We start from the raw sequence: 20,336 nt of genomic DNA, 5'->3' as shown, positions 1-20,336 counted from the left end.
CTTCAAGCCTTCTTGTCTTCACCGATCAGGATCGAGGTGTCCGACAGGTACATGTGCGGCGGCACTTCGAGGTTGTCGGGCGCGGGCTTGTTCTTGAACACCCGGCCGGCCAGATCGAAGGTCGAGCCGTGGCAGGGGCACAGGAAGCCGCCCTTCCAGTCGTCCGGCAGCGAGGGCTGCGGACCGGCCTGGAACTTGTCGGACGGCGAGCAGCCCAGGTGGGTGCAGATGCCGATGACGACCAGATATTCAGGCTTGATCGAGCGCGGGGTGTTGCGCGCGTATTCCGGCGTCGGATAGGCGGTGCGCACCGAGTCCGGATCGGCCATCTCGGCGCTCAGCGCCTTCAGGGCCTCGAGCTGCTCGGGCGTGCGACGCACCACCCACACCGGCTTGCCACGCCATTCGACCGTGAGCTTCTCACCGGGCTTGAGTGCGCTGATGTCGACCTCGACGGAGGCGCCTGCCGCCTTGGCCCGCTCCGACGGCGTGAAAGTGCTGACGAAAGGCACGGCGGTCGCCAGGCCGCCTACGGCGCCTGCGCAGCCCGACGCGATCAGCCACGTCCGCTTGGCCTGGTCGACTTGCTGGTCACTCATGTTATTCCTCGGGAAAAGATCCGGTCTCTGAGAGGGGGGCAACCCCTAATTCTAGCCCAGCCCGAAGGGGCTTCTCCACATTCGGCAACACCCAGCCCTGTCTGTGGCATCGCCAAGCTGAGGCAAAAACAACACGCTCCGGAACAGATCGGGCCATCGCCCACCCCCTCGAATCAAGCCCGACCTAATGCTGGTTGACGCGGCGCTGACAGCGGCAATACTTCACGCGGCGAGACAAAGACGCGCCAGACATCCACATTCATTTCCGCGGGACAACCGGGGGCGACATCCGCCCTCAATCAGGAGAAGCGACATGGGCATGATGAGCGAATTCAAGGACTTCGCCCTCAAGGGCAATGTGATGGACCTCGCCGTCGGCGTGATCATCGGCGGCGCGTTCGGCAAGATCGTCGACTCGGCGGTCGGCGACGTGATCATGCCGATCGTCGGCAAGATCTTCGGCGGGCTGGACTTCAGCAACGCCTTCATCCCGCTGGCGGGCCAGACCGCCACGACGCTGGTCGAGGCCAAGAAGGCCGGCGCGGTGCTGGCCTACGGCAACTTCATCACCATCGCGATCAACTTCATCATCCTGGCCTGGATCATCTTCATCATGGTCAAGGGCATGAACCGCCTGAAGAAGGCCGAGCCGCCGGCGCCGCCCGCCCCGCCGGCACCGACGCCGGAAGACGTGGTGCTGCTGCGCGAGATCCGCGACGCGCTGAAGAAGCGCTGAAGAAGCGCCGAGCAGGCGCAGAGAAGGTCGCCCGGACCCGGTGTCCGCACCCAGCATGACCAGACCGCCGGGATCGGTACGATCCCGAACAACGGCCTCCACCCCCTTGTTCGAGGGGTGGAGGCTGTTTTGTTACCTAAAGGAGACAGACACTCGAAATTACCGTGGCGATTTTTTGCATTTACAGTCTGCCCCCATTATGTTGGCGTAACTTGCTCGGTAATTTGTCACGCCACTTGGGGAGATCGTCGGCATGGAAGCGGCATTCCTTCCCGCTCAACAGCATTTCAGCCTTCACGCACTGACTGCATCCCGTCAAGACGGGAATGCCGCGAGTGACAGTCCGGTGACGGACCACACCAGCGCCCATGTCACGCCGCTGCAGCGGCTGCGCACACCGGTCTGGCTCTATGACATCGACCAGGGCCGCGTGCTCTGGGCCAACGAAGCCGCGCTCGGCCTGTGGTGCAGCGACAGCCTAGAGGAGCTGCGCCAGCGCGACATGGCCCGCGAGATGTCACCGACCATCGCGCAGCGGCTGCGCCAGCTGCAGCAGGACTTCCGGCTGCATGACCGCAGCAGCACCGAGCTGTGGACGCTCTATCCGCGCGGCATGCCGCGCACCGTCGACATCGTCTGCACCGGCTGGGTGCTGGACGATGGCCGCATGGGCATGCTGTGCGAGGCCATCGGCGAATCGATGACCGACGCGGTCACGCTGCGCAGCGCCGAGGCGATGGTGCACACGCCCGTCATGGTCACGCTCTACAGCGTGCGCGGCCGCGCGCTCTACCGCAACCCGGCGGCGCGGGCCACCGTCGATCATCCGGATGCCGGCGCGCGCAGCCGGGTGCTCGACCGGCGCGAGCTGCGCCAGATCGTCGAGCAGCTGCACCGCAACGGCCAGGCCCGCGCCACCACGCAGGTCAGCACCAGCCTGGGGCCACGCTGGCACGACATCTCGGTGCGGCTGTGCCGCGATCCGGTCGAGGGGCGTCAGGTCTTCCTGGTCAGCGAGATCGACATCACCGAGCTCAAGCAGGCCGAGTCGCGCGCGCACTGGCTGGCGATGCGTGACACCCTCACCGGCCTGCCCAACCGCAGCTTCGTCTCGCGCGACTTCCAGCAGCGTCTCGACGGCCTGCACGCCAGCGGCGGCGAGGCGGCGCTGATCTTCATCGACCTGGACCGCTTCAAGGCGGTCAACGACTCGCTCGGCCATGACATCGGCGACCGGCTGCTGGTGGAGATCGCGCAGCGCCTGTATGCCACGCTGGACACCGACGATCTGGTCGCGCGGCTGGGCGGCGACGAGTTCCTGGTGCTGGTCTCGAACCGCGACGGCGACATCGAGCGACGCACCCGGCAGCTGGTGCGCCGGCTGCAGGCCGAGCTGGGCCGCACCGTGATGATCGGGCGACTGCAGATGCAGGTCACGCCCTCGATGGGCATCTGCCGCTTCCCGCGCGACGGCCATGACATCGACGCGCTGCTGCGCAATGCCGACCTGGCGCTCTACCGCGCCAAGGAGGCCGGCGGCAACGGCGTGGGCTGGTTCACCCCGGAGCTGGTGCGCATCGCCCGCGAGCGCATCCAGCTCGAGCAGGATCTGCGGGTGGCCGTCGAGCGCCACCAGTTCGAGGTGCACTACCAGCCGCGGGTGCAGGTCGGCAGCGGCCATCTGGTGGGCGCCGAGGCGCTGGTGCGCTGGCGCCACCCGCGCCGCGGCCTGGTCGCGCCGGATGTGTTCATCGGCCTGAGCGAGGAGACCGGCCTGATCCGCTCGATCGGCGCGATGGTGCTGGAGAAGGCCGCGCGTCAGCAGGTGCTGTGGCAGTCGCTGGGGCGGCGGCTGCGCATCTCGGTGAACCTGTCGCCGCGCCAGTTCGGCGATCCGGGTCTGGTCGACACCATCGCGCGCATCGTGCGCGACACCGGCTGCGACCCGCAGCAGATCGAGCTGGAGATCACCGAGTCGGTGATGCTCGGCCAGGACGAGTCCACCAACCGAGCGCTGCACCAGCTCGCCGACATGGGCTTCCGGCTGGCGATCGACGACTTCGGCACCGGCTACTCCAACCTCGCCTACCTGCAGCGCTGCCCGATCAGCACGCTGAAGATCGACCGCTCCTTCATCGCCGGAGACGATGGGGTCAGTCCGCTGGCGCGGCTGGTGATCACGATGTGCCGGATGCTGGGCATCGAGACGGTGGCCGAAGGCGTCGAGACCGAGGCGCAGCTCGACTGGCTGCGCACCCAGGACTGCGACGAGTACCAGGGCCACCTCTGCAGCCCGGCGCTGCCGGCCGACCAGTTCGAGCGGCAGATGCTGACGATGGCCGGTCCGGCCTGAGCCGGGAACCGATCCGACTGATCAGCCGATCAGCCGCCCAGCACCGCGGCGATCGCCTCGGCGGTCGGCTCGACATTGCCCGAGTTCAGGCCCGCCACGCACATCCGGCCCGATCGGACCAGGTAGACGCCGTGCTGCTCGCGCAGCACGTCGACCTGCGCCGCGCTCAGGCCGGTGTAGCTGAACATGCCGCGCTGGGTCAGGAAATAGCTGAAGTCGCGGCCGGGCACGCGCGCGGCCAGCACGTCGTGCAGGCGCTGGCGCATGGCCTGGATGCGCTGGCGCATCGCGTCGAGCTCGGCGACCCAGGCGGCGTTGAGGGCCGGATCGGCCAGCACGCGCGCGACGATGCGCCCGCCGTGCGTGGGCGGGCTGGAGTAGTTCTTGCGCACCGCCACCTGCAGCTGGCCGAGCACCAGCGCGGCCTCGGCCGGCGTCGGGCAGACCACGCTCAGGCCGCCGACGCGCTCGCCGTAGAGCGAGAAGCTCTTCGAGAAGCTGTTGGCGACGAAGAAGGCCAGGCCCGCGTCCGCCAGCATGCGCAGCGCGAAGGCGTCCTCGCGCACGCCGTCGCCGAAGCCCTGGTAGGCGATGTCGACGAAGGGGATCAGGCCGCGCTCGACCATCACCGGGATCAGCTCGGCCCACTGCGCTTCGCTCAGGTCCACGCCGGTCGGGTTGTGGCAGCAGGCGTGCAGCAGCACCACCGAGCGCGCGGGCAGCGCGCGGACGGCCTCCAGCATCGCGTCGAAGCGCAGGCCGCCGGTGGCCGCGTCGTAGTACGGGTAGGTGTTCACCGGGAAGCCCGCGCCCTCGAAGATCGCGCGGTGGTTGTCCCAGGTCGGGTCGCTGATCCAGACCTGCGAGTCGGGAAAATACTTGCGCAGGAAGTCCGCGCCGACCTTCAGCGCGCCCGAGCCGCCCAGCGACTGGATCGTCACCGTGCGCCCGCTCGTCACCGCCTCGTGGTCGGCGCCGAACAGCAGGTGCTGGACCTGGGTACGGTACTCGGCCAGGCCGGTCATCGGCAGGTAGCTGCGCGGCCCGATCGACTGCAGCAGCGCCGACTCGGCCTCGCGCACCGCCTGCATCACCGGCAGCCGGCCGGCGTCGTCGAAGTAGATGCCGATCGACAGGTTGATGCGGCCCGGGCGCGGGTCCTTCTGGAAGTTCTCGTTGAGCGTGAGGATCGGATCGCCCGCGTAGGCGTCGACGTGTTCGAACATGGACGTTGGCTCCTGCCGGAACGGCGCGGAAGAGAGGTCGGAAACCCGGATTATGGCGCCGCCCCGATCAGGAAAATCCGGGTGCGCCAAGCGTGCAATTCTGCGCACCCCCCGCGACAGCGCAGAGGTACCACGCCGTATTGAGGGGGGATCGGCGCCTTGACGCTGCGGGCCGCGGGCTCGAAGAATCGGACCGTCCCGAACCGCATAGCCCGAGGAGTACCGGATGTCCGATTGCCAGAGCGTCGCCTTTGTCGGCCTCGGCGCCTTCGAGCGCCGGACGCTGGAGAGCTTCTTCCGGCTCGATGCCGGCCGACGCCGCTACGCCTGCACCGACGCGATCGACGAGGCCGACTGGCTGATCGCCGATGCCGACCGGCCCGAGGCGGTGCTGCGCGTCGAGCGGCTCGACCGGATGCGCGAGACGGTGTTCGTCGGCGCCGGCGCCGTGCCGCGGTGCAGCGGCGCGCAGCTGCCGCGGCCGATCGACGCGCACCAGCTGCGCCGCCAGCTCGATCTGCTCGGCGAGCGTCGCGCGGCCCGGGCGGCGCGGCCGGGCGCCCTGCTGCAGCTGCCGCCCGGACCGCACCGGGAGCGCATCGCGGCGCTGGCGGACCAGCAGATCCATGACTTCCGGGCCAGCAGCGGCTTCAGCAACACCGTGCTGGCCGAGGGCGAGCAGCGGCTCGACCGCATCCTCATCGTCAGCAGCAGCCCGGCCGAGTGCCGGCTGCTGCGCGACACCCTGACACCGCTGGGCTACCGGGTGCATCTGACCCGCAGCGCCAGCGAGGCTCAGCAGATGACCGAGCGCCTGGGCTACGGCTTCGTGTTCCTGGGCGTGGGCCAGGGCGGCAGCGCCGGCTTCCAGGTCAGCCGACGCATCCGCCGCGAGATGGTCGACGGCGGCCCGGCTGCGGTGGTGGTGGCGCTGGCACCGCGCGGTGCGGCGATCGAGCGCATTCGCGCCACCTTTGCCGGCTGCGACGCCTTCCTGACCACGCCGCTCGACGAGCGCGAGCTGCTGCACCTGCTGGCGCGCCATGACCGCACCTTCGAGCGGGTCTTTCAGCCGACCGAGCTGATGATGCCGTTCGAGATGCGCGCCTGAACCCGGCGCGCACTGCGCGTCAGTGGTGGCCGTCGCTGCGGGCGATCACCAGCAGGCGATCGACCTCGTCGCGGTGCTGCACGGTGTTGCGCTGGTGCCAGCGACCGATCAGCCACATCGTTCCCGCCACCAGCAGGCCGAAGATGGTGATCGCGCCGAAGGCCGACAGGCCGCCGCGGGTCATGCCGGTGTAGAAGGCGCCCAGCGCCAGGATGCAGGCCTGCTCGTTGAAGTTCTGCACCGCGATCGAGCGGCCGGCCCCCATCAGGTTGTGGCCGCGGTGCTGCAGCAGCGCGTTCATCGGCACCACCAGGAAGCCACCCAGGCCGCCCAGCACCATCAGGAAGGGCGCCGCCACCCAGACGTTGTCGATCACGTTCATCAGCACGACCAGCACCCCCATGGCCACGCCCAGCGGAATGACCCGGGTGGCCTGGTCGAGCTTCATCATCACCGAGGCCACCACCGCGCCGACCGCGGTGCCGATGGCCACGACGCCCACCAGCGAGGACGCCTGCGTGGTGCCGTAGCCCAGCGCCGCAGCCGCCCAGGCCAGCACGATGTAGCGCAGATTGCCCGACACGCCCCAGAACAGCGTCGTCGTCGCCAGCGAGATCTGGCCGAGCTTGTCAGCCCAGAGACGCGAGTTGCACTCGGAGAAGTCGCGCACCAGCGCCAGCGGCTGCGCCGGCAGCGGCTGCAGCGGCGCGTCGGTGCGTGGAATGTAGAGGTTGAACACCGCCGCGATGATGTAGAGCAGCACCAGCGAGGCGATCGCCGCCTGCGCCGGCGTGTCGATGCCCAGCGACACGCCCGGCAGGTCCAGCGCCAGCAGATGCGGCGCGATGTGCGGCCCGACCAGCTGGCCGCCCAGCAGCACGCCCAGGATGATCGAGCCGATGGTCAGCCCCTCGATCCAGCCGTTGGCCTTGACCAGCTGCGAGGGCGGCAGCAGCTCGGTGAGGATGCCGTACTTGGCCGGCGAGTAGGCCGCCGCGCCCAGACCGACGATCGCGTAGGCCGCCAGCGGATGGGTGCCGAACAGCATCATCAGGCAGCCGACCACCTTGATGGTGTTGGAGACGAACATCACCCGGCCCTTGGGCACCGCGTCGGCGAAGGCACCGACGAAGGGGGCGAGGATGACGTAGAACAGCGCGAACATCGGCACCAGCGCGGCACGCTGCCACTCGGGCGCACCGGAGGTTCTCAGCAGCTCGACCGCAGCGACGAACAGGGCGTTGTCGGCCAGCGAGCTGAAGAACTGCGCCGACATGATGGTGTGGAAACCTTTTTTCATCCGGAAAGATGGCGCTGCGCTCGAGGTTCTGAGGGTTCGGCAAGGGGACGAGACCGCAGGGCGGCCGCGGCGCCGCTTCGGCGCGGCGCGGTTATAGCACGCAGGCCCAAGCCGCCTGCCAAGGCGATTCCCCGAGACGGCAGAACCGCGCCAGAACCGCGCTGGCACAATCGCACGATCATGCCCCGTCCGATCGAAGCCCTCGTCCATCCCGACGCCCTCGCCCGCAATCTCGCCACCGCCCGCCGACGCGCGCCCGACGCACGGCTGTGGGCGGTCATCAAGGCCAATGCCTACGGGCATGGCATCGAACGGGTCTGGCCGGGCCTGCTCGGCGCCGACGGCCTGGCGATGCTCGACCTCGACGAGGCGCAGCGGGTGCGCGATCTGGGCTGGCGCGGCCCGGTGCTGCTGCTCGAAGGCTGCTTCGAGCCGCGCGACCTGGAGCTGTGCTCGCGGCTGAACCTCTGGCATGTCGTGCACTGCGACGAGCAGATCGACTGGCTGGCCGCGCACAAGACGCACCAGCCGCACCGCGTCTTCCTGAAGATGAACAGCGGCATGAACCGCTTGGGCTTCACGCCGGCGCACCTGCGCAGCGCCTGGGCGCGGCTGGACGCGCTGCCCCAGGTCGACGAGATCTCGCTGGTGACGCACTTCTCCGACGCCGACGGCCCGCGCGGCATCAGCCACCAGGTCGAGGCCTTTGTCCAGGCCACGCGTGACCTGCCGGGCGAGCGCTCGCTGAGCAACAGCGCGGCCATCCTGCGCCATGCGGCCGCTGCCGACGTGCGCGCCGACTGGGTGCGCAGCGGCATCCTGAGCTACGGCAGCGCGCCCGACTTCCCCGAGCACGACATCGCGCACTGGGGCCTGGTGCCGGCGATGACGCTGCGCTCGCGGCTGATCGCGGTGCAGCAGCTCCAGCCCGGCGACAGCGTCGGCTACGGCAGCCGCTTCGTCGCCGAGCGCGCGATGCGCATCGGCATCGTCGCCTGCGGCTACGCCGACGGCTACCCGCGCCTGGCCGCCAGCGGCACGCCGGTGCTGGTCGACGGCGTGCGCACCGGCACCGTCGGCCGGGTGTCGATGGACATGCTGGCGGTCGATCTGACGCCGGTGCCCGCTGCCGGCTTCGGCAGCGAGGTCACGCTCTGGGGCCACGGCCCGCGCGGCACGCGGCTGTCGATCGACGAGGTCGCGCACGGCGCCGGCACCATCGGCTACGAGCTGATGTGCGCGCTGGCCCCGCGCGTGCCGGTGCGTGTGGTCGATCTTGCGCCGCAGGACTGATCGCCCCTTTCCCCTCCTGTCCACCGCCCGAAGACGGAACTCCGCCGATGCCCGCCCTCGCCCCCCGCTCCCCCTCCTCCCCGACGGTCTACGGACCGGTCTCCCGCCTGGCCCACTGGGGCGGCGCGCTGCTGACGATCGCGCTGCTGGCGCTCGGCCTGATCGCCGAGGAGCTGCTGCCTGACGGCGCGCTGCGCAAGAAGCTCTGGGCCTGGCATGTCGGCCTGGGCATGCTGGCGCTGCTGCCGCTGCTGCTGCGGGCTCAGTGGAGCGCGCTGGCGCTGCTGGCGCGGGGCCGTCGCCCGGCGCCGCTGTCGCCACCGGGCCCGCTGCGCTGGCTCGAGCACGGCGTGCATGCGGGCCTGCTGGTCGTCATGCTGGTGATGGCCTTCAGCGGACCGCTGATGTACTGGAGCGAGGGCGAGCCGGTCCATGTGCTGGGCTGGTTCTCGGTGCCCTCGCCGATCGAGGCGAACGCGGCGCTGCACTACTACAGCGGCCGCCTGCACGACCTGGGCTCGAAGCTGCTGCTGGCGCTGCTGGCGCTGCATGTGGCGGGTGCGTTGCGCCACGGCCGCAGTTCGCTGCGCCGCATGGCCGGACCACGACCGCAACCGTCCACGCGCTGACACCAGGCTGACGGCACCGGGCACGACTGGTGCAAGATGGCGGAGACTCCACCACCGACCTCACGGTCTGCCCCCTCCATGGATCTCCCCTCCCACCAGCTGACGATGACGGTGCTGATGACGCCGGACATGGCCAACTTCTCCGGCAACGTGCACGGCGGCACCATCCTGAAGCTGCTCGACCAGGTCGCCTACGCCTGTGCCAGCCGCTACGCCGGGCGCTACACCGTCACGCTCAGCGTCGACCAGGTGATGTTCCGCCAGCCGATTCACGTCGGCGAGCTGGTCACCTTCCTGGCCAGCGTCAACTACACCGGCACCTCGTCGATGGAGATCGGCGTGAAGGTCGTGGCCGAGAACATCCGCACCCAGGTCGTGCGCCACGCCAACTCGTGCTTCTTCACGATGGTGGCGGTCGGCGACGACGGCAAGCCGGTGCCGGTGCCGCCGCTGCGCCCCTTCAACGCCGAGGAAAAGCGCCGCTGGGCCAATGCCCAGGCCCGGCGCGAGCTGCGCACCGAGATGGAGCAGCGGCTGCGTGCGGTTCGCACCCAGCCGCCCGCACCGGCGGCCAGCTGAGCCGCCGTCAGGGCTCGATCGCCAGGCCGCGGATCGGCGCGCCGGCGCCGACCGGGCCGATGCGCTGGGCCTGGCCGCTCTTCAGGTCGACCCGGTAGAGCCGGGTGCGGTCGGTGCGCAGCGCCGCCAGCGCGGTGTTGTCGATGTCGGCGATGTCGAAGGCCGCATCCGAGAAGCCCTTCACCCCCAGCGACCCGACGGTGCTCAGCAGCCCGGTGTTGGGCGAGACCGCCGGCGTGGCCCCCTCCAGCGACCCCTGCATCACCAGCGTGCCGGCCGCCTGGTCGATCGCGTAGTTGGTGGTCAGCTTGTCGCTGGTCTTGTTGTAGGTGTAGCCGGCGGCGTCGATGCGCGGCGTGCGGCCGTGGGCCGGATCGCCCTCGGCATAGCGCAGCGCGCCGTCGGGCTGCAGGCCCTCCATCTTCGGGTCGCCGTCGACCAGCGCGCCGGTGTCGGGATGGGCCCGCAGATTCACCGCGGCGCCGACGATGCGGATGCGGTCGGCGGCCGGATTGAAGTCGAAGCCGATCGGCCCGGACGGCAACGCGATGGCCAGCGCCCCCCCCGTCCCCACCGGCGTGAGCTGACCGCTGCCGGTGTCGACGGTGTAGAGGCGGCCCTGGCGGGTCAGCAGGTACAGCACGCCGCGCGCGACCCGGAAGTCGATGCCGACCACCTCGTCGCCCGAGGCCAGTCCGCGCAGCGCCACCTGCTGCTCGATGCGGTCAGGGCGACCTGCGCGCACCAGCTGCAGCTGGTGGTCGGCGCTGACGATCCAGAGGCGGTGCTCGCGCGCCTTGGGCGGGAGCACCTCGGCGGTGACCGCCTCCGGCGCGCGGGGCTTGGGCGGCATGCCGGCGCAGGCCGACAGCAGCAGGGCCGCAGCCAGGGCCGACACGGCCGGAAAGAAGGACGAGACAGGACGGGAGCGCTTCATGGACGGCCTTTCATGCCGGAGAAGAACAGCCCCGGCACCGGCCCATCGGCAGCGCGGCGTGCGCCTTGAGTCCGGGCAGACCCGCCGCCCGGCTCCGTCCAGTCCAGTTCAGGCTGCGCGACGGAACATCGCCAGGAACAGGCCCGCAGCCACGAACAGGCCGCCGAAGCTGCGGTTCATCCAGCGCAGCTGGCCCGGCGTGCGCAGCGCGCCCAGTACCCGCGAGGCCAGCCCGACATAGCCGGCCATCACCACCAGATCGGTGAAGGCCAGCGTCAGCGCGATCGTCAGGTACTGCGGCACCAGGGCCTGCGCCTGATCGATGAACTGCGGCATCACCGCCAGCAGGAAGACGGTGCCCTTCGGATTGACCGTGTTGATCATCCAGCCGCGCAGCACCAGGGCCAGGCGCGAGGTGCCGGCGCCGGTGTCCTCGGCCGACACCAGCGGCGCCTCGGCGGCCCGCCACTGCTGGATGCCCAGCCAGACCAGATAGGCCACGCCCAGCCATTTCAGCATCGAGAAGGCCCAGGCCGAGGTCGCCATCAGCGCGCCCAGGCCGACCGAGACGACCAGCACCTGGGTCCAGATGCCCAGCACCAGTCCGATGACGATGGCATAGCCGCGCCAGAAGCCGTGACGCACGCCGGCGCTCATCGACGCCACCGCGCCGGGTCCGGGAGACAGGCTGATGGCCCAGCAGGCCGCGAAGAAGGTGATCCAGGTCGAGAATTCCATCGCGCGGTTGTAGCACGGACCGCCCGCCCCTCTGCACGGCGACAATCCCCCCATGGCCCGCGACAAGACGCTCTACACCTGCCGCGAGTGCGGCGGCACCAGCCCGAAGTGGCTGGGCAAGTGCCCGCACTGCAATGCGTGGAACACCCTCGACGAGACGGTGCCCGAGCCCACGGCCGCCGCCGGCGCGGCCGGGCGCAACACCCGCTTCCAGGCGCTGGCCAAGAACCAGCCGGTGGCCACGCTGGCCGACATCGAGGCCGCCGAGGTCGCGCGCACGCCCACCGGGCTGGAGGAGCTCGACCGGGTGCTGGGCGGCGGCATCGTCGAGGGCGGCGTGGTGCTGATCGGCGGCGACCCCGGCATCGGCAAGAGCACGCTGCTGCTGCAGGCGGCCGAGGCGCTGTCGCGGCAGATGAACGTCCTGTACGTCACCGGCGAGGAGTCCGGCGCGCAGGTGGCGCTGCGCGCGCGCCGGCTCGGGCTGGAGGGGCTGCAGCTGCGCCTGCTCGCCGAGATCGGCCTGGAGCGCATCCTGGCCACGCTGGCGGCCGAGCAGCCGGCCTTCTGCGTCATCGACTCGATCCAGACGCTGTTCTCCGAGCAGCTCAGCTCGGCGCCGGGGTCGGTGGCGCAGGTGCGCGAGTGCGCCGCGCAGCTCACCCGCGTGGCCAAGTCGAGCGGCTGCACCATCGTGCTGGTCGGCCATGTCACCAAGGAAGGCGCGCTGGCCGGCCCGCGCGTGCTCGAGCACATCGTCGACACGGTGCTCTACTTCGAGGGCGACACGCATTCGAGCTTCCGGCTGGTGCGCGCGATCAAGAACCGCTTCGGCGCGGTCAACGAGATCGGCGTCTTCGCGATGACCGACAAGGGCCTCAAGGGCGTGACCAACCCGAGCGCGATCTTCCTGTCGACCCAGGGCGAGCCGGTGCCCGGCGCCTGCGTGCTGGTGACGCTGGAGGGCACGCGGCCGATGCTGGTGGAGATCCAGGCGCTGGTCGATGCGGGCGGCCCGAGCCCGCGCCGGCTCAGCGTCGGCCTGGACCGCGACCGGCTGGCGATGCTGCTGGCGGTGCTGCACCGCCACGCCGGGGTGTCGTGCGCCGATCAGGACGTGTTCGTCAACGCCGTCGGCGGCGTGCGCATCGGCGAGCCGGCGGCCGACCTGGCGGTGCTGCTGGCGATCCAGAGCTCCTTGCGCGGCCGGGCGCTGCCCAAGGGCTTCATCGCCTTCGGCGAGGTCGGTCTGGCCGGCGAGGTGCGTCCGGCCCCGCGCGGCCAGGACCGGCTGAAGGAGGCCGCCAAGCTCGGCTTCTCGGTCGCGCTGGTGCCGCGCGCCAATGCGCCGAAGAAGGCGATCGAGGGGCTGACAGTGCACCCGGTCGATCGCATCGAGCAGGCGATCGAGGTGCTGCGCGGCCTCGATTGAGGCGAACCGGCGGCGAGGCCGAACCGGGCTGTTGCCGGATTCTTATCAACATTACCAGTTGTTTCACAAGGCTCCCGACAGGACCGCTGCTACTACACTTTCCGGTTGTTCCGCCTCCTGTCGACGCATCCGCCCCCCGATTCACGGGGCAGTTCGATCGACCGGATCCCGACAAGGAGGCGGCCCATTCCTCCAGCGATAAGATCTGGTACATGAAAGTTTCCAATCAACGCTTGCTGAACGCGACCCTGGTGGCGGCCGCCCTGATCGCAGGCTGGACGATGCTCGGCTGGCAGGGCGTGGTGCTGGCCATCACGGTGATCGGCTTCTGGATGGTGCTGCAGTTCAACCGCGCCACCCGTCAGATGCGCAATGTCGCCGACCGGCCTAAGGGCATGGTCGACAGCGTGGTCACGCTGCAGTCGAAGCTCGGTCACGGCATGAGCATGGCCGACGTGCTGTCCATCACCAACAGCCTGGGCCAGCGCGTCCAGGGCACCCATGGCGACTGGATGTGGCGTGACAGCTACGGCAACCAGATCGTCGTGACCTTCCGCCGCGGCGGCGTCGAGCGCTGGGCCGCCACCCGCACCGACGGCGGCAGCGCACCGCAGGCGATGCCGGAAGCCGCCACGGCCGCCAGCGCCTCGCGCCAGCCCAACGCCGCAGCCGCCTGACATCCTGCCGGGCTCGATCCCGGCCTCAGCCCGGCACGACCCAGCCGAGCTTGATGCACATCTCGCGCGCCTGATCGATCTGCTGGTGCAGCAGTCGCGTCAGCTCCTGGCGCTGCGCGGCCTCGTCCGGCAGGCCGCGCTCCTCGATCTGGCGGGCTGATTCGGCCAGCTGGCGCAGCCCCAGCGTCGCGGCCGTGCCCTTGACCCGGTGTGCCGCGGCGCCCAGGCCCTCGACGTCCTCGCGCTCGACCCGGTCGAGCAGATCCGCCAGCGTGCGGCTCTCGTCGGCGAAGAAGGACTGCAGCAGCGAGCGCAGCCGCTCGACGCCCAGCATCGCGCAGGTGTCGGTGATCAGATCCAGATCCAGCACCCGGCCGGCGTCGCCACGCCGGGGCCTCGACTTCGGCGCGGGTCGCGTTTCGGGCGCGGCAGCGCTGCCCGGCGGCGGGCGCACCGCGGCCACCGCCGCGCTGCCCACCGAGCGGGCGCCGAAGTGGCGACGCAGCATTTCCTCGACATCGTGAACCTGGACCGGCTTGGCCAGGAAGTCATCCATGCCGGCAGCATGCGCCCGCTCCCGGGACTCGGCGAAGGCATCGGCCGTCAGCGCGACGACGCGGGTGGCGCCGGCCGGCTGCGGCAGCTGGCGAATCGCCCGGGTCGCGGCCAGACCGTCCATGTGAGGCATGTGCACGTCCATCAGCACCAGATCGAAGGGCGAGCCTTCACGCTGGCGCACCTGCTCGAGCGCTTCGCGGCCATCCTCGGCCAGGAGGACCCGGTGCCCGAGCCGCTCCATCAGCACCTGCATGTACTTGCGGTTGACTGGATGATCGTCGGCGACCAGCACCTCCAGCGCGTCCGCTTCACGGCCTGCCTCACGCCTTGGGCCTCCCCCCTGGCCGGTCGCGGCCGCCTCGCCCGCCGCGACCTCGGAGGCCGGCACCGAGGCCGGCGCGAGCCGCAGCAGCGGCAGCAGCACGCTGAAGGTGCTGCCCTGCCCGGGCTGGCTCTCGACCCGGATGTCGCCGCCCATCATGCGCACCAGCTCGCGCGAGATCTCCAGGCCGAGCCCGGTGCCGCCGAAGCGCCGGCTGATGCTGTCGTCGCCCTGGCTGAAGCGCTGGAACAGCCGGCCCAGCGTGGCCGCGTCCATGCCGATGCCGGTGTCGATGATGCGCACCCGCGTCAGCGCCATGCCGCCGGGCTCGGCGGGCGGCAGCGCGTCGATCAGCAGCCGCACCTGCCCCCGGTCGGTGAACTTGATCGCGTTGCCGACCAGATTGAAGATCACCTGCTTGAGCCGCTTGCCATCGACCTCGACCCGCGGCGGCAGCGCCGGATCGAGCACCGCCTCGAACTGCAGCCCCTTGGCGCGCGCCTGCGGACGCATCAGGGCCTCGATCTCGGCCAGCAGGCGCGACAGGTCGACCGGATGGGGCGACAGCTCGAGCCGGCCCGACTCCAGCTTGGACAGGTCCAGCACATCGTTGAGGATGGCCAGCAGGTGCTCGCCGGACTGGCGCGCGATCTGCAGATGCTCGCGCTGCTGCGCGTCCAGCGACGAGCGGTCGAGCAGCGACATCATGCCCAGCAAGCCGTTGAAGGGCGTGCGCAGCTCGTGGCTCATGTTGGCCAGGAAGGCGCTCTTGGCCCGGTTGGCCTGCTCGGCCTCGGTCTTGGCCTCCTCCAGCCGGGTGGCGAGCTGCTGCAGCGCCTCGCGGCGGCGCTCGAGCACACGCATCTGCCGCACGACGATGCCGGCAAACAGCAGGATCAGCAGACACTGGAACAGGGTCAGCGCGATGCCGATGCGGTTCTGCTGGCGCACGCCCTCGTTGCGGCTGACGATGCCCGCGCCCACCGCCTGGTTCGACAGCAGCGACAGATCGCGCACCGCCGGCTCCAGAGCCTCGTAGTCGGCGATCACCGCCTTCAGCGCGGCCGGGTCGAGCGGCTGGGGCGCCTCCGGACCCAGCACGGTGTCGACCCGATCGACCATGCCGCGCAGCAGGCCCATCACCCGGTGATGCTCGGGCAGATCGGGCATGACCTCGCGGGTGCGCTGCGGATCGACCAGGCTGATGCGGCTGACGAAGATGTCGTAGCGCTCGCGAAGATCCGTCTCGGCCAGATCGCGCTGCGGCGGCGGCAGGACCGCGCCATCGCGCGCGAAGTCGCGCAGCTGCTGGCCCAGGCGCAGGTACTCGGTCTCGAGCTGGAAGAAGCTCCAGACGATGTTGTCGCCCTGATAGACGACATTGGCGCTGAGCAGCCGCAGCGACTGCGCCTGCAGCCAGGCGATGCCACCGAAGACCAGCGCCAGCAGCAGCGCCATGACCGCCAGCAGGCGGCCGACCCGCCGCGATCCGGCCGGGGCAGGCACCGAGGCGGCCGTCGCGCTCACTCGACCTCGATCACCTTCAGCTGCCAGGCCGAGCGGCTGTAGTAGCGCTCGCTGCGCAGCGTCTCGTCGGCATCGAAGGGATAGATGATGAACAGCGGCCCCTTGTCGCGCACCGGCATCGGCTTGTCGTCAAGCAGCCGGGCCAGCACCACGGAATAGCGCGAGGCGTCCTCGACCGGCAGCTCGACCTTGTAGTCGTTGAGCGCGATCGCCCGCAGCGTGCGCCCCTGCGCGCCGGCGGCAGCCAGCACATCGCGCAGCAGCGGCCCGGTGAACTTGCGCGGGCCCGGGTACCAGGGCGTCTTGGTCGAGAAGCTGTGCTGGGGCATCGCCGCCAGCATGTCCATGTCGAACTGGGCGGTCTCGCCGGCATTGCGGATGCCGATGCGGCCGGAGATCGTCAGCACGACCCGGCCCTTGGGGGCCGGCAGCGCGGCGCGGACGACGCCCGGCAGCAACGGCAGTGTGGTGGCGGCAGCCGCCGCAGCCAGAAGACGACGACGATGCATCATGAGGAAGCTCTCCAGGCAATCGCACGACACGCACGTGCGGCGCGGATGATGCCCGAGGAACCCTCAGGTATCACGCGCCGATGACACGGGGTCGATCGGCCGCACGACGATCAACCGAAGTGGCAGATGTAGTGGTAGGGCTCACCCTCGACACGGATGTCGAAGCGGGCGTTGCCGGGCACGCTGAACTTCTCGCCGGGGCCGAAGGTCTGCCACTCGCTCGCGCCGGGCAGGCGCACGCTGCACGAGCCGGCCACCGTCTCCATGATCTCCGGCGCGCCGGTGCCGAAGTTCAGCTCGGCCGGCAGGATGACGCCGACGCTCTTGCGGGTGCCGTCGGCGAAGGTCACGGTGTGGGAGACGCAGCGGCCGTCGAAGTAGACATTGGCCTGGGTCGAGACGGCGACGCCGTCGAGCTGTGCGGTGATGCTCATCGTGAAAGCCGCCGGGAGGCGGACAGCAAGGGGAAAGCGTTGCGGGATTGCAGCCGTGAATTCTAGGCGGCACACGCCTGTCCCGGTCGCGACAGCGCCTCCGGGACGCCCCGATGCCCGCCGCCCGCGCCCGCGCCTACGCTGCAGGCCAGCTCCCCCTGGAACGACCCGACCGAGCGCGAGGTTCACGATGCCGATTCCCGCCGACCGTCCGCACCTGAAGCACTGGCCCGCACGCCTGCCGCGCGAGCTGGCGGTGCCCGACACCACGCTGTGGTTCAACCTCGAGGTGGCCGCGCAGCGCTGGCCGGACAAGCCCGCCTGGAGCTGCCTGGGCCACGACTGGCACTGGCGCGAGGTGCGGCGCCAGGCCGAGGCGCTGGCCGGCTGGCTGCAGGCGCAGGGCGTGGGCCGCGGCGACCGGGTGGCGCTGTTCATGCAGAACTGCCCGCAGTTCGTCGTCGCGCTGTACGCGGTGGTGCGCGCCGACGCGGTGGTGGTGCCGGTCAACCCGATGAACCGCGCCGACGAGTTCGGTCACTACATCGTCGATCCGGACACGAAGGTGGTCATCTGCGCGGCCGAGCTGGCCGAGGTGGTGCAGCAGGCCGACGCGCGCCTGCCCGAGGCGCAGCGCCTGCGCGCGCTGCTGGTGACCGGCTGGGACGACGTGCTCGGCCCGGAGCGCCGGATCGATCCGGACCTGGCCGTGCCGCCGGTGATGCAGGCGCTGCTGCAGGCCGAGCCCCTCTTGCCCGAGGGCGCCACCCGCTGGGCGGACGCGCTGGCCGCCGGCCTGGCGCCGGGCCCGCACCTCGCCCGGCCCGACGACCTGGTGCTGCTGCCCTACACCTCCGGCACCACCGGCCTGCCCAAGGGCTGCATGCACACCCACCGCACGCTGATGCCCAACATCGTCGGCGGCTCGCTGTGGAGCCATGTCGGCGCCGAGTCGGTCACGCTGGGCGTGGTGCCCTTCTTCCACATCACCGGCATGGTCTACGGCGTGCTGGCGCCGGCCTGGAGCGGCGCGACGGTGGTGGTGATGCCGCGCTGGGACCGCACGCTGGCCGGGCGGCTGATCGCGCGCCACCGCGTCAGCCACTGGACCTGCATCCCGACGATGATCATCGACCTGCTCGCCAGCCCGGAGGCGGCGAGCCTGGATCTCTCGAGCCTGCGCTTTCTCAGCGGCGGCGGCGCAGCGATGCCGCAGGCGGTGGCCGAGCGGCTGCAGCGCGACTTCGGCCTGACCTTCGCCGAGGGCTACGGCCTGACCGAGACCGCCGCGCCCAGCCACGCCAACCCGCCCGAGCGAGCCAAGCTGCAGTGCCTGGGCCTGCCGCTGTTCGGCACCGACGCGCGGGTGGTCGATCCGGTCACGCTGGCCGAGCTGCCCGCCGGCGAGGTCGGCGAGATCGTCACCTGCGGGCCGATGCTGTTCACCGGCTACTGGAAGCATCCAGCCGCGACCGAGGCGGCCTTCGTCGAGCTGCCCGGCCTGCCGGGGCGGCGCTTCTTCCGCACCGGCGACCTCGGCCGCATGGACGAGGAGGGCTACTTCTTCCTCACCGACCGGCTCAAGCGCATGATCAACGCCAGCGGCTTCAAGGTCTGGCCGTCGGAGGTGGAGCTGCTGCTCTATCGCCATCCGGCAGTGGCCGAGGCCTGCGTGATCGGCGCGCGCGACGCCTACCGCGGCGAGACGGTCAAGGCGGTGATCGTGCTGCGCGCCGAGGCGCGTGGCCAGGTGACCGAGGCGGAGATCATCGCCTGGGCGCACGAGCACATGGCGGCCTACAAGGCGCCGCGCCAGGTCGAGTTCGTCGAGACGCTGCCCAAGTCGGGGACGGGGAAGGTGATGTGGCGGCTGCTGCAGGACCGCCAGAAGGCACAGGACGACGAACCGGTTCGCTGACGCGGCCGCATCAGGATTCCTCGTCGCCCTGGGCGGCCGGCCGGCGCACCACGGTGACGGTGCAGTCGGCGTCCGCCACCACCTTCGACGAGACGGTGCCCAGATAGCGCCTGAGCGTCGAGCGCGCCCGCGCGCCCATGATGATGTGGTCGACCTGGGTGCGCCGCGCGAACTCGAGCAGCGCCTCGGCCACGTCCGGGGCCTCCAGCACATGGAAGGTCAGCCGGCCGGTGCCCAGCGCCAGCGACTGCGCGATCGGCCGCGCCCAGTGCTTCAGACCGACGAGCTGCTTGACGTGCAGGCTGTTGCCCGAGCGGTCGGTCAGCTCGTCCATGCCGATGCGGTTGGTCTTCATGACGCCCACACAGGCCAGGCGCGCGCCCGGCTCGGCCGCGACGATGCGCCGCACCGTCTCGCGCTGCAGGTCGAGCAGCGGCTCGGTGGCGTTGCTGACATCGACCGCGGCCAGGATGATCGGCGCGCGCTTGAGCTGCTCGCCCACCGAGGCCCGCGCGGTCGGCTCGGTGCCGAGCGCACCCAGCCAGCGCCGCCAGGTCTGCAGCCGCCCCGGCGTGGTGTCGCGGCTGGCGCGCTCGGTCAGCGCCATCTGGTCGGGATGGCTGAGGTCGTGCATCAGGTGCGCCGCGCTCGGATGGCGGTCCTCGGCCTTCACCTCCAGGCAGCGCAGGATGATCTCCTGCAGCCACGGCGGGCAGTCCGGCCGCAGCCGGCGCGGCGGCACCGGCGCCTGGTAGAGCCGCTCGCGCAGGCCGCGCACGCTGGTGGGCGCGCCGAAGGGCCGCTCGCCGGTGGTCAGGTGGTAGAGCATCACGCCCAGCGCGAACAGGTCCGAGCGCGGCTCGCTGCGCAGGAACTGCACCTGCTCGGGCGACATGTAGGGCCCGGTGCCCATCGGCAGGTTGAACTCCTCGTCGAGCAGGTCGGGCAGGTGGTCGTGCCGGCTCAGACCGTAGTCGACCAGCACCGCCTCGCCGCCCGGGCGGAACAGGATGTTGCTCGGCTTGATGTCGAGGTGGATGACGTTCTGGCGATGCAGATCGTGCAGCGCCGCGGCCACCCTCGCGCCGATCGAGGCGACCTCGGCCACCGGCAGCGGCGCCATGTCCAGCTTCGGGCGCAGCGAGTCGCCGGCGATGTGTTCCATGACGATGTAGGGACGCGTGGCGAAGTCGCCCTTGGCGATGCAGCGCGGCACATGCACGCCGCGCAGCATCGGCAGGATCATCATCTCGACCTCGAAGCCGACGATGGTGGCCGGGTCCTCGCCGCCCTTGATGCGCGGCACCTTCATCAGCATCGGCAGCCGATGGTCCGGATGTGTCACCCGCCACAGGCTGGCCATGCCGCCCTGATGGAGCCGCTCCTCGAGCAGGAAGCCGTCGACCAGATCGCCCACGCCGAAGCGCACGCCGAACGCGTCGCTGTCCATCGCCG

The 20,336-nt window shown here is 70.6% G+C and carries 18 protein-coding genes; 9 read left to right on the top strand and 9 right to left on the bottom strand.

The window, feature by feature from the left end; translation table 11 throughout:
* Positions 1-2: 2 nt before the first annotated feature.
* Complete coding sequence (gene petA, locus BW996_RS17130; RefSeq protein WP_037478675.1) at positions 3-599, bottom strand: ubiquinol-cytochrome c reductase iron-sulfur subunit; 597 nt, start codon at positions 597-599, stop codon at positions 3-5.
* A 313-nt stretch (positions 600-912) separates the two neighbouring features.
* Here petA and mscL point away from each other — a divergent pair, with 313 nt between their 5' ends.
* Entirely contained in the window at positions 913-1,335 is a 423-nt protein-coding gene (mscL, locus tag BW996_RS17125; RefSeq protein ID WP_037478677.1) for a large conductance mechanosensitive channel protein MscL, read from the top strand.
* 346 nt (positions 1,336-1,681) lie between these two features.
* Positions 1,682-3,688, top strand: a complete 2,007-nt coding sequence (locus BW996_RS17120; protein ID WP_037478679.1) for a putative bifunctional diguanylate cyclase/phosphodiesterase — start codon at positions 1,682-1,684, stop codon at positions 3,686-3,688.
* Positions 3,689-3,717: 29 nt separating this feature from the next.
* On the opposite strand, the gene BW996_RS17115 is transcribed toward BW996_RS17120, so the two are convergent.
* Entirely contained in the window at positions 3,718-4,914 is a 1,197-nt protein-coding gene (locus BW996_RS17115) for an amino acid aminotransferase (protein WP_037478681.1), read from the bottom strand.
* A 226-nt stretch (positions 4,915-5,140) separates the two neighbouring features.
* On the opposite strand from BW996_RS17115, the gene BW996_RS17110 reads away from it, so the two are divergent.
* Entirely contained in the window at positions 5,141-6,025 is an 885-nt protein-coding gene (locus tag BW996_RS17110) for a response regulator (protein ID WP_037478682.1), read from the top strand.
* 19 nt (positions 6,026-6,044) lie between these two features.
* Here BW996_RS17110 and lplT read toward each other — a convergent pair whose 3' ends face one another.
* Positions 6,045-7,325, bottom strand: coding sequence for a lysophospholipid transporter LplT (gene lplT / locus BW996_RS17105; protein ID WP_037478683.1), 1,281 nt, complete (start codon positions 7,323-7,325; stop codon positions 6,045-6,047).
* Positions 7,326-7,505: 180 nt separating this feature from the next.
* Here lplT and alr point away from each other — a divergent pair, with 180 nt between their 5' ends.
* From alr to BW996_RS17090, 3 genes are all read left to right on the top strand, one after another.
* Positions 7,506-8,618 carry an alanine racemase gene (gene alr, locus BW996_RS17100; RefSeq protein ID WP_037478684.1) on the top strand — a complete coding sequence of 371 codons (1,113 nt, stop codon included), beginning with the start codon at positions 7,506-7,508 and terminating at the stop codon, positions 8,616-8,618.
* Positions 8,619-8,665: 47 nt separating this feature from the next.
* Entirely contained in the window at positions 8,666-9,247 is a 582-nt protein-coding gene (locus BW996_RS17095; RefSeq protein WP_037478686.1) for a cytochrome b/b6 domain-containing protein, read from the top strand.
* A gap of 78 nt (positions 9,248-9,325) precedes the next feature.
* Positions 9,326-9,826, top strand: a complete 501-nt coding sequence (locus BW996_RS17090; protein WP_037478688.1) for an acyl-CoA thioesterase — start codon at positions 9,326-9,328, stop codon at positions 9,824-9,826.
* 7 nt (positions 9,827-9,833) lie between these two features.
* On the opposite strand, the gene BW996_RS17085 is transcribed toward BW996_RS17090, so the two are convergent.
* Positions 9,834-10,763 (bottom strand): DUF4394 domain-containing protein, encoded by a 930-nt coding sequence (locus tag BW996_RS17085; protein ID WP_037478690.1) that lies wholly within the window; start codon positions 10,761-10,763, stop codon positions 9,834-9,836.
* 108 nt (positions 10,764-10,871) lie between these two features.
* Entirely contained in the window at positions 10,872-11,501 is a 630-nt protein-coding gene (locus BW996_RS17080; RefSeq protein WP_037478692.1) for a LysE family transporter, read from the bottom strand.
* A 52-nt stretch (positions 11,502-11,553) separates the two neighbouring features.
* Between BW996_RS17080 and radA the strand changes: the two genes are divergently transcribed.
* Together radA and BW996_RS17070 are read left to right on the top strand one after the other, a co-directional pair.
* Positions 11,554-12,933, top strand: a complete 1,380-nt coding sequence (gene radA / locus BW996_RS17075; protein WP_037478694.1) for a DNA repair protein RadA — start codon at positions 11,554-11,556, stop codon at positions 12,931-12,933.
* 212 nt (positions 12,934-13,145) lie between these two features.
* Positions 13,146-13,610, top strand: a complete 465-nt coding sequence (locus BW996_RS17070; protein ID WP_076459023.1) for a hypothetical protein — start codon at positions 13,146-13,148, stop codon at positions 13,608-13,610.
* A gap of 25 nt (positions 13,611-13,635) precedes the next feature.
* On the opposite strand, the gene BW996_RS17065 is transcribed toward BW996_RS17070, so the two are convergent.
* The 3 genes from BW996_RS17065 to ppnP form a co-directional block, all read right to left on the bottom strand.
* Positions 13,636-16,017, bottom strand: coding sequence for an ATP-binding protein (locus tag BW996_RS17065; protein WP_051631592.1), 2,382 nt, complete (start codon positions 16,015-16,017; stop codon positions 13,636-13,638).
* Positions 16,014-16,529 carry a putative pterin-binding protein gene (locus BW996_RS17060; RefSeq protein ID WP_037478696.1) on the bottom strand — a complete coding sequence of 172 codons (516 nt, stop codon included), beginning with the start codon at positions 16,527-16,529 and terminating at the stop codon, positions 16,014-16,016. The genes BW996_RS17065 and BW996_RS17060 overlap by 4 nt, the downstream gene beginning before the upstream one ends.
* 110 nt (positions 16,530-16,639) lie before the next feature.
* Positions 16,640-16,963 (bottom strand): pyrimidine/purine nucleoside phosphorylase, encoded by a 324-nt coding sequence (gene ppnP / locus BW996_RS17055; RefSeq protein ID WP_037478698.1) that lies wholly within the window; start codon positions 16,961-16,963, stop codon positions 16,640-16,642.
* A 190-nt stretch (positions 16,964-17,153) separates the two neighbouring features.
* On the opposite strand from ppnP, the gene BW996_RS17050 reads away from it, so the two are divergent.
* Positions 17,154-18,881 carry a long-chain-fatty-acid--CoA ligase gene (locus BW996_RS17050; RefSeq protein ID WP_037478700.1) on the top strand — a complete coding sequence of 576 codons (1,728 nt, stop codon included), beginning with the start codon at positions 17,154-17,156 and terminating at the stop codon, positions 18,879-18,881.
* Positions 18,882-18,891: 10 nt separating this feature from the next.
* On the opposite strand, the gene BW996_RS17045 is transcribed toward BW996_RS17050, so the two are convergent.
* Entirely contained in the window at positions 18,892-20,331 is a 1,440-nt protein-coding gene (locus BW996_RS17045) for a serine/threonine protein kinase (protein WP_051631593.1), read from the bottom strand.
* Positions 20,332-20,336 lie beyond the last annotated feature (5 nt).

The organism is Sphaerotilus natans (assembly GCF_900156335.1).
In the GTDB taxonomy this organism is placed as follows: Bacteria; Pseudomonadota; Gammaproteobacteria; order Burkholderiales; family Burkholderiaceae_C; genus Sphaerotilus; species Sphaerotilus natans.
Note: the sequence above shows the minus strand (reverse complement) of the source record. Positions and strands in the feature narration are given on the sequence as shown.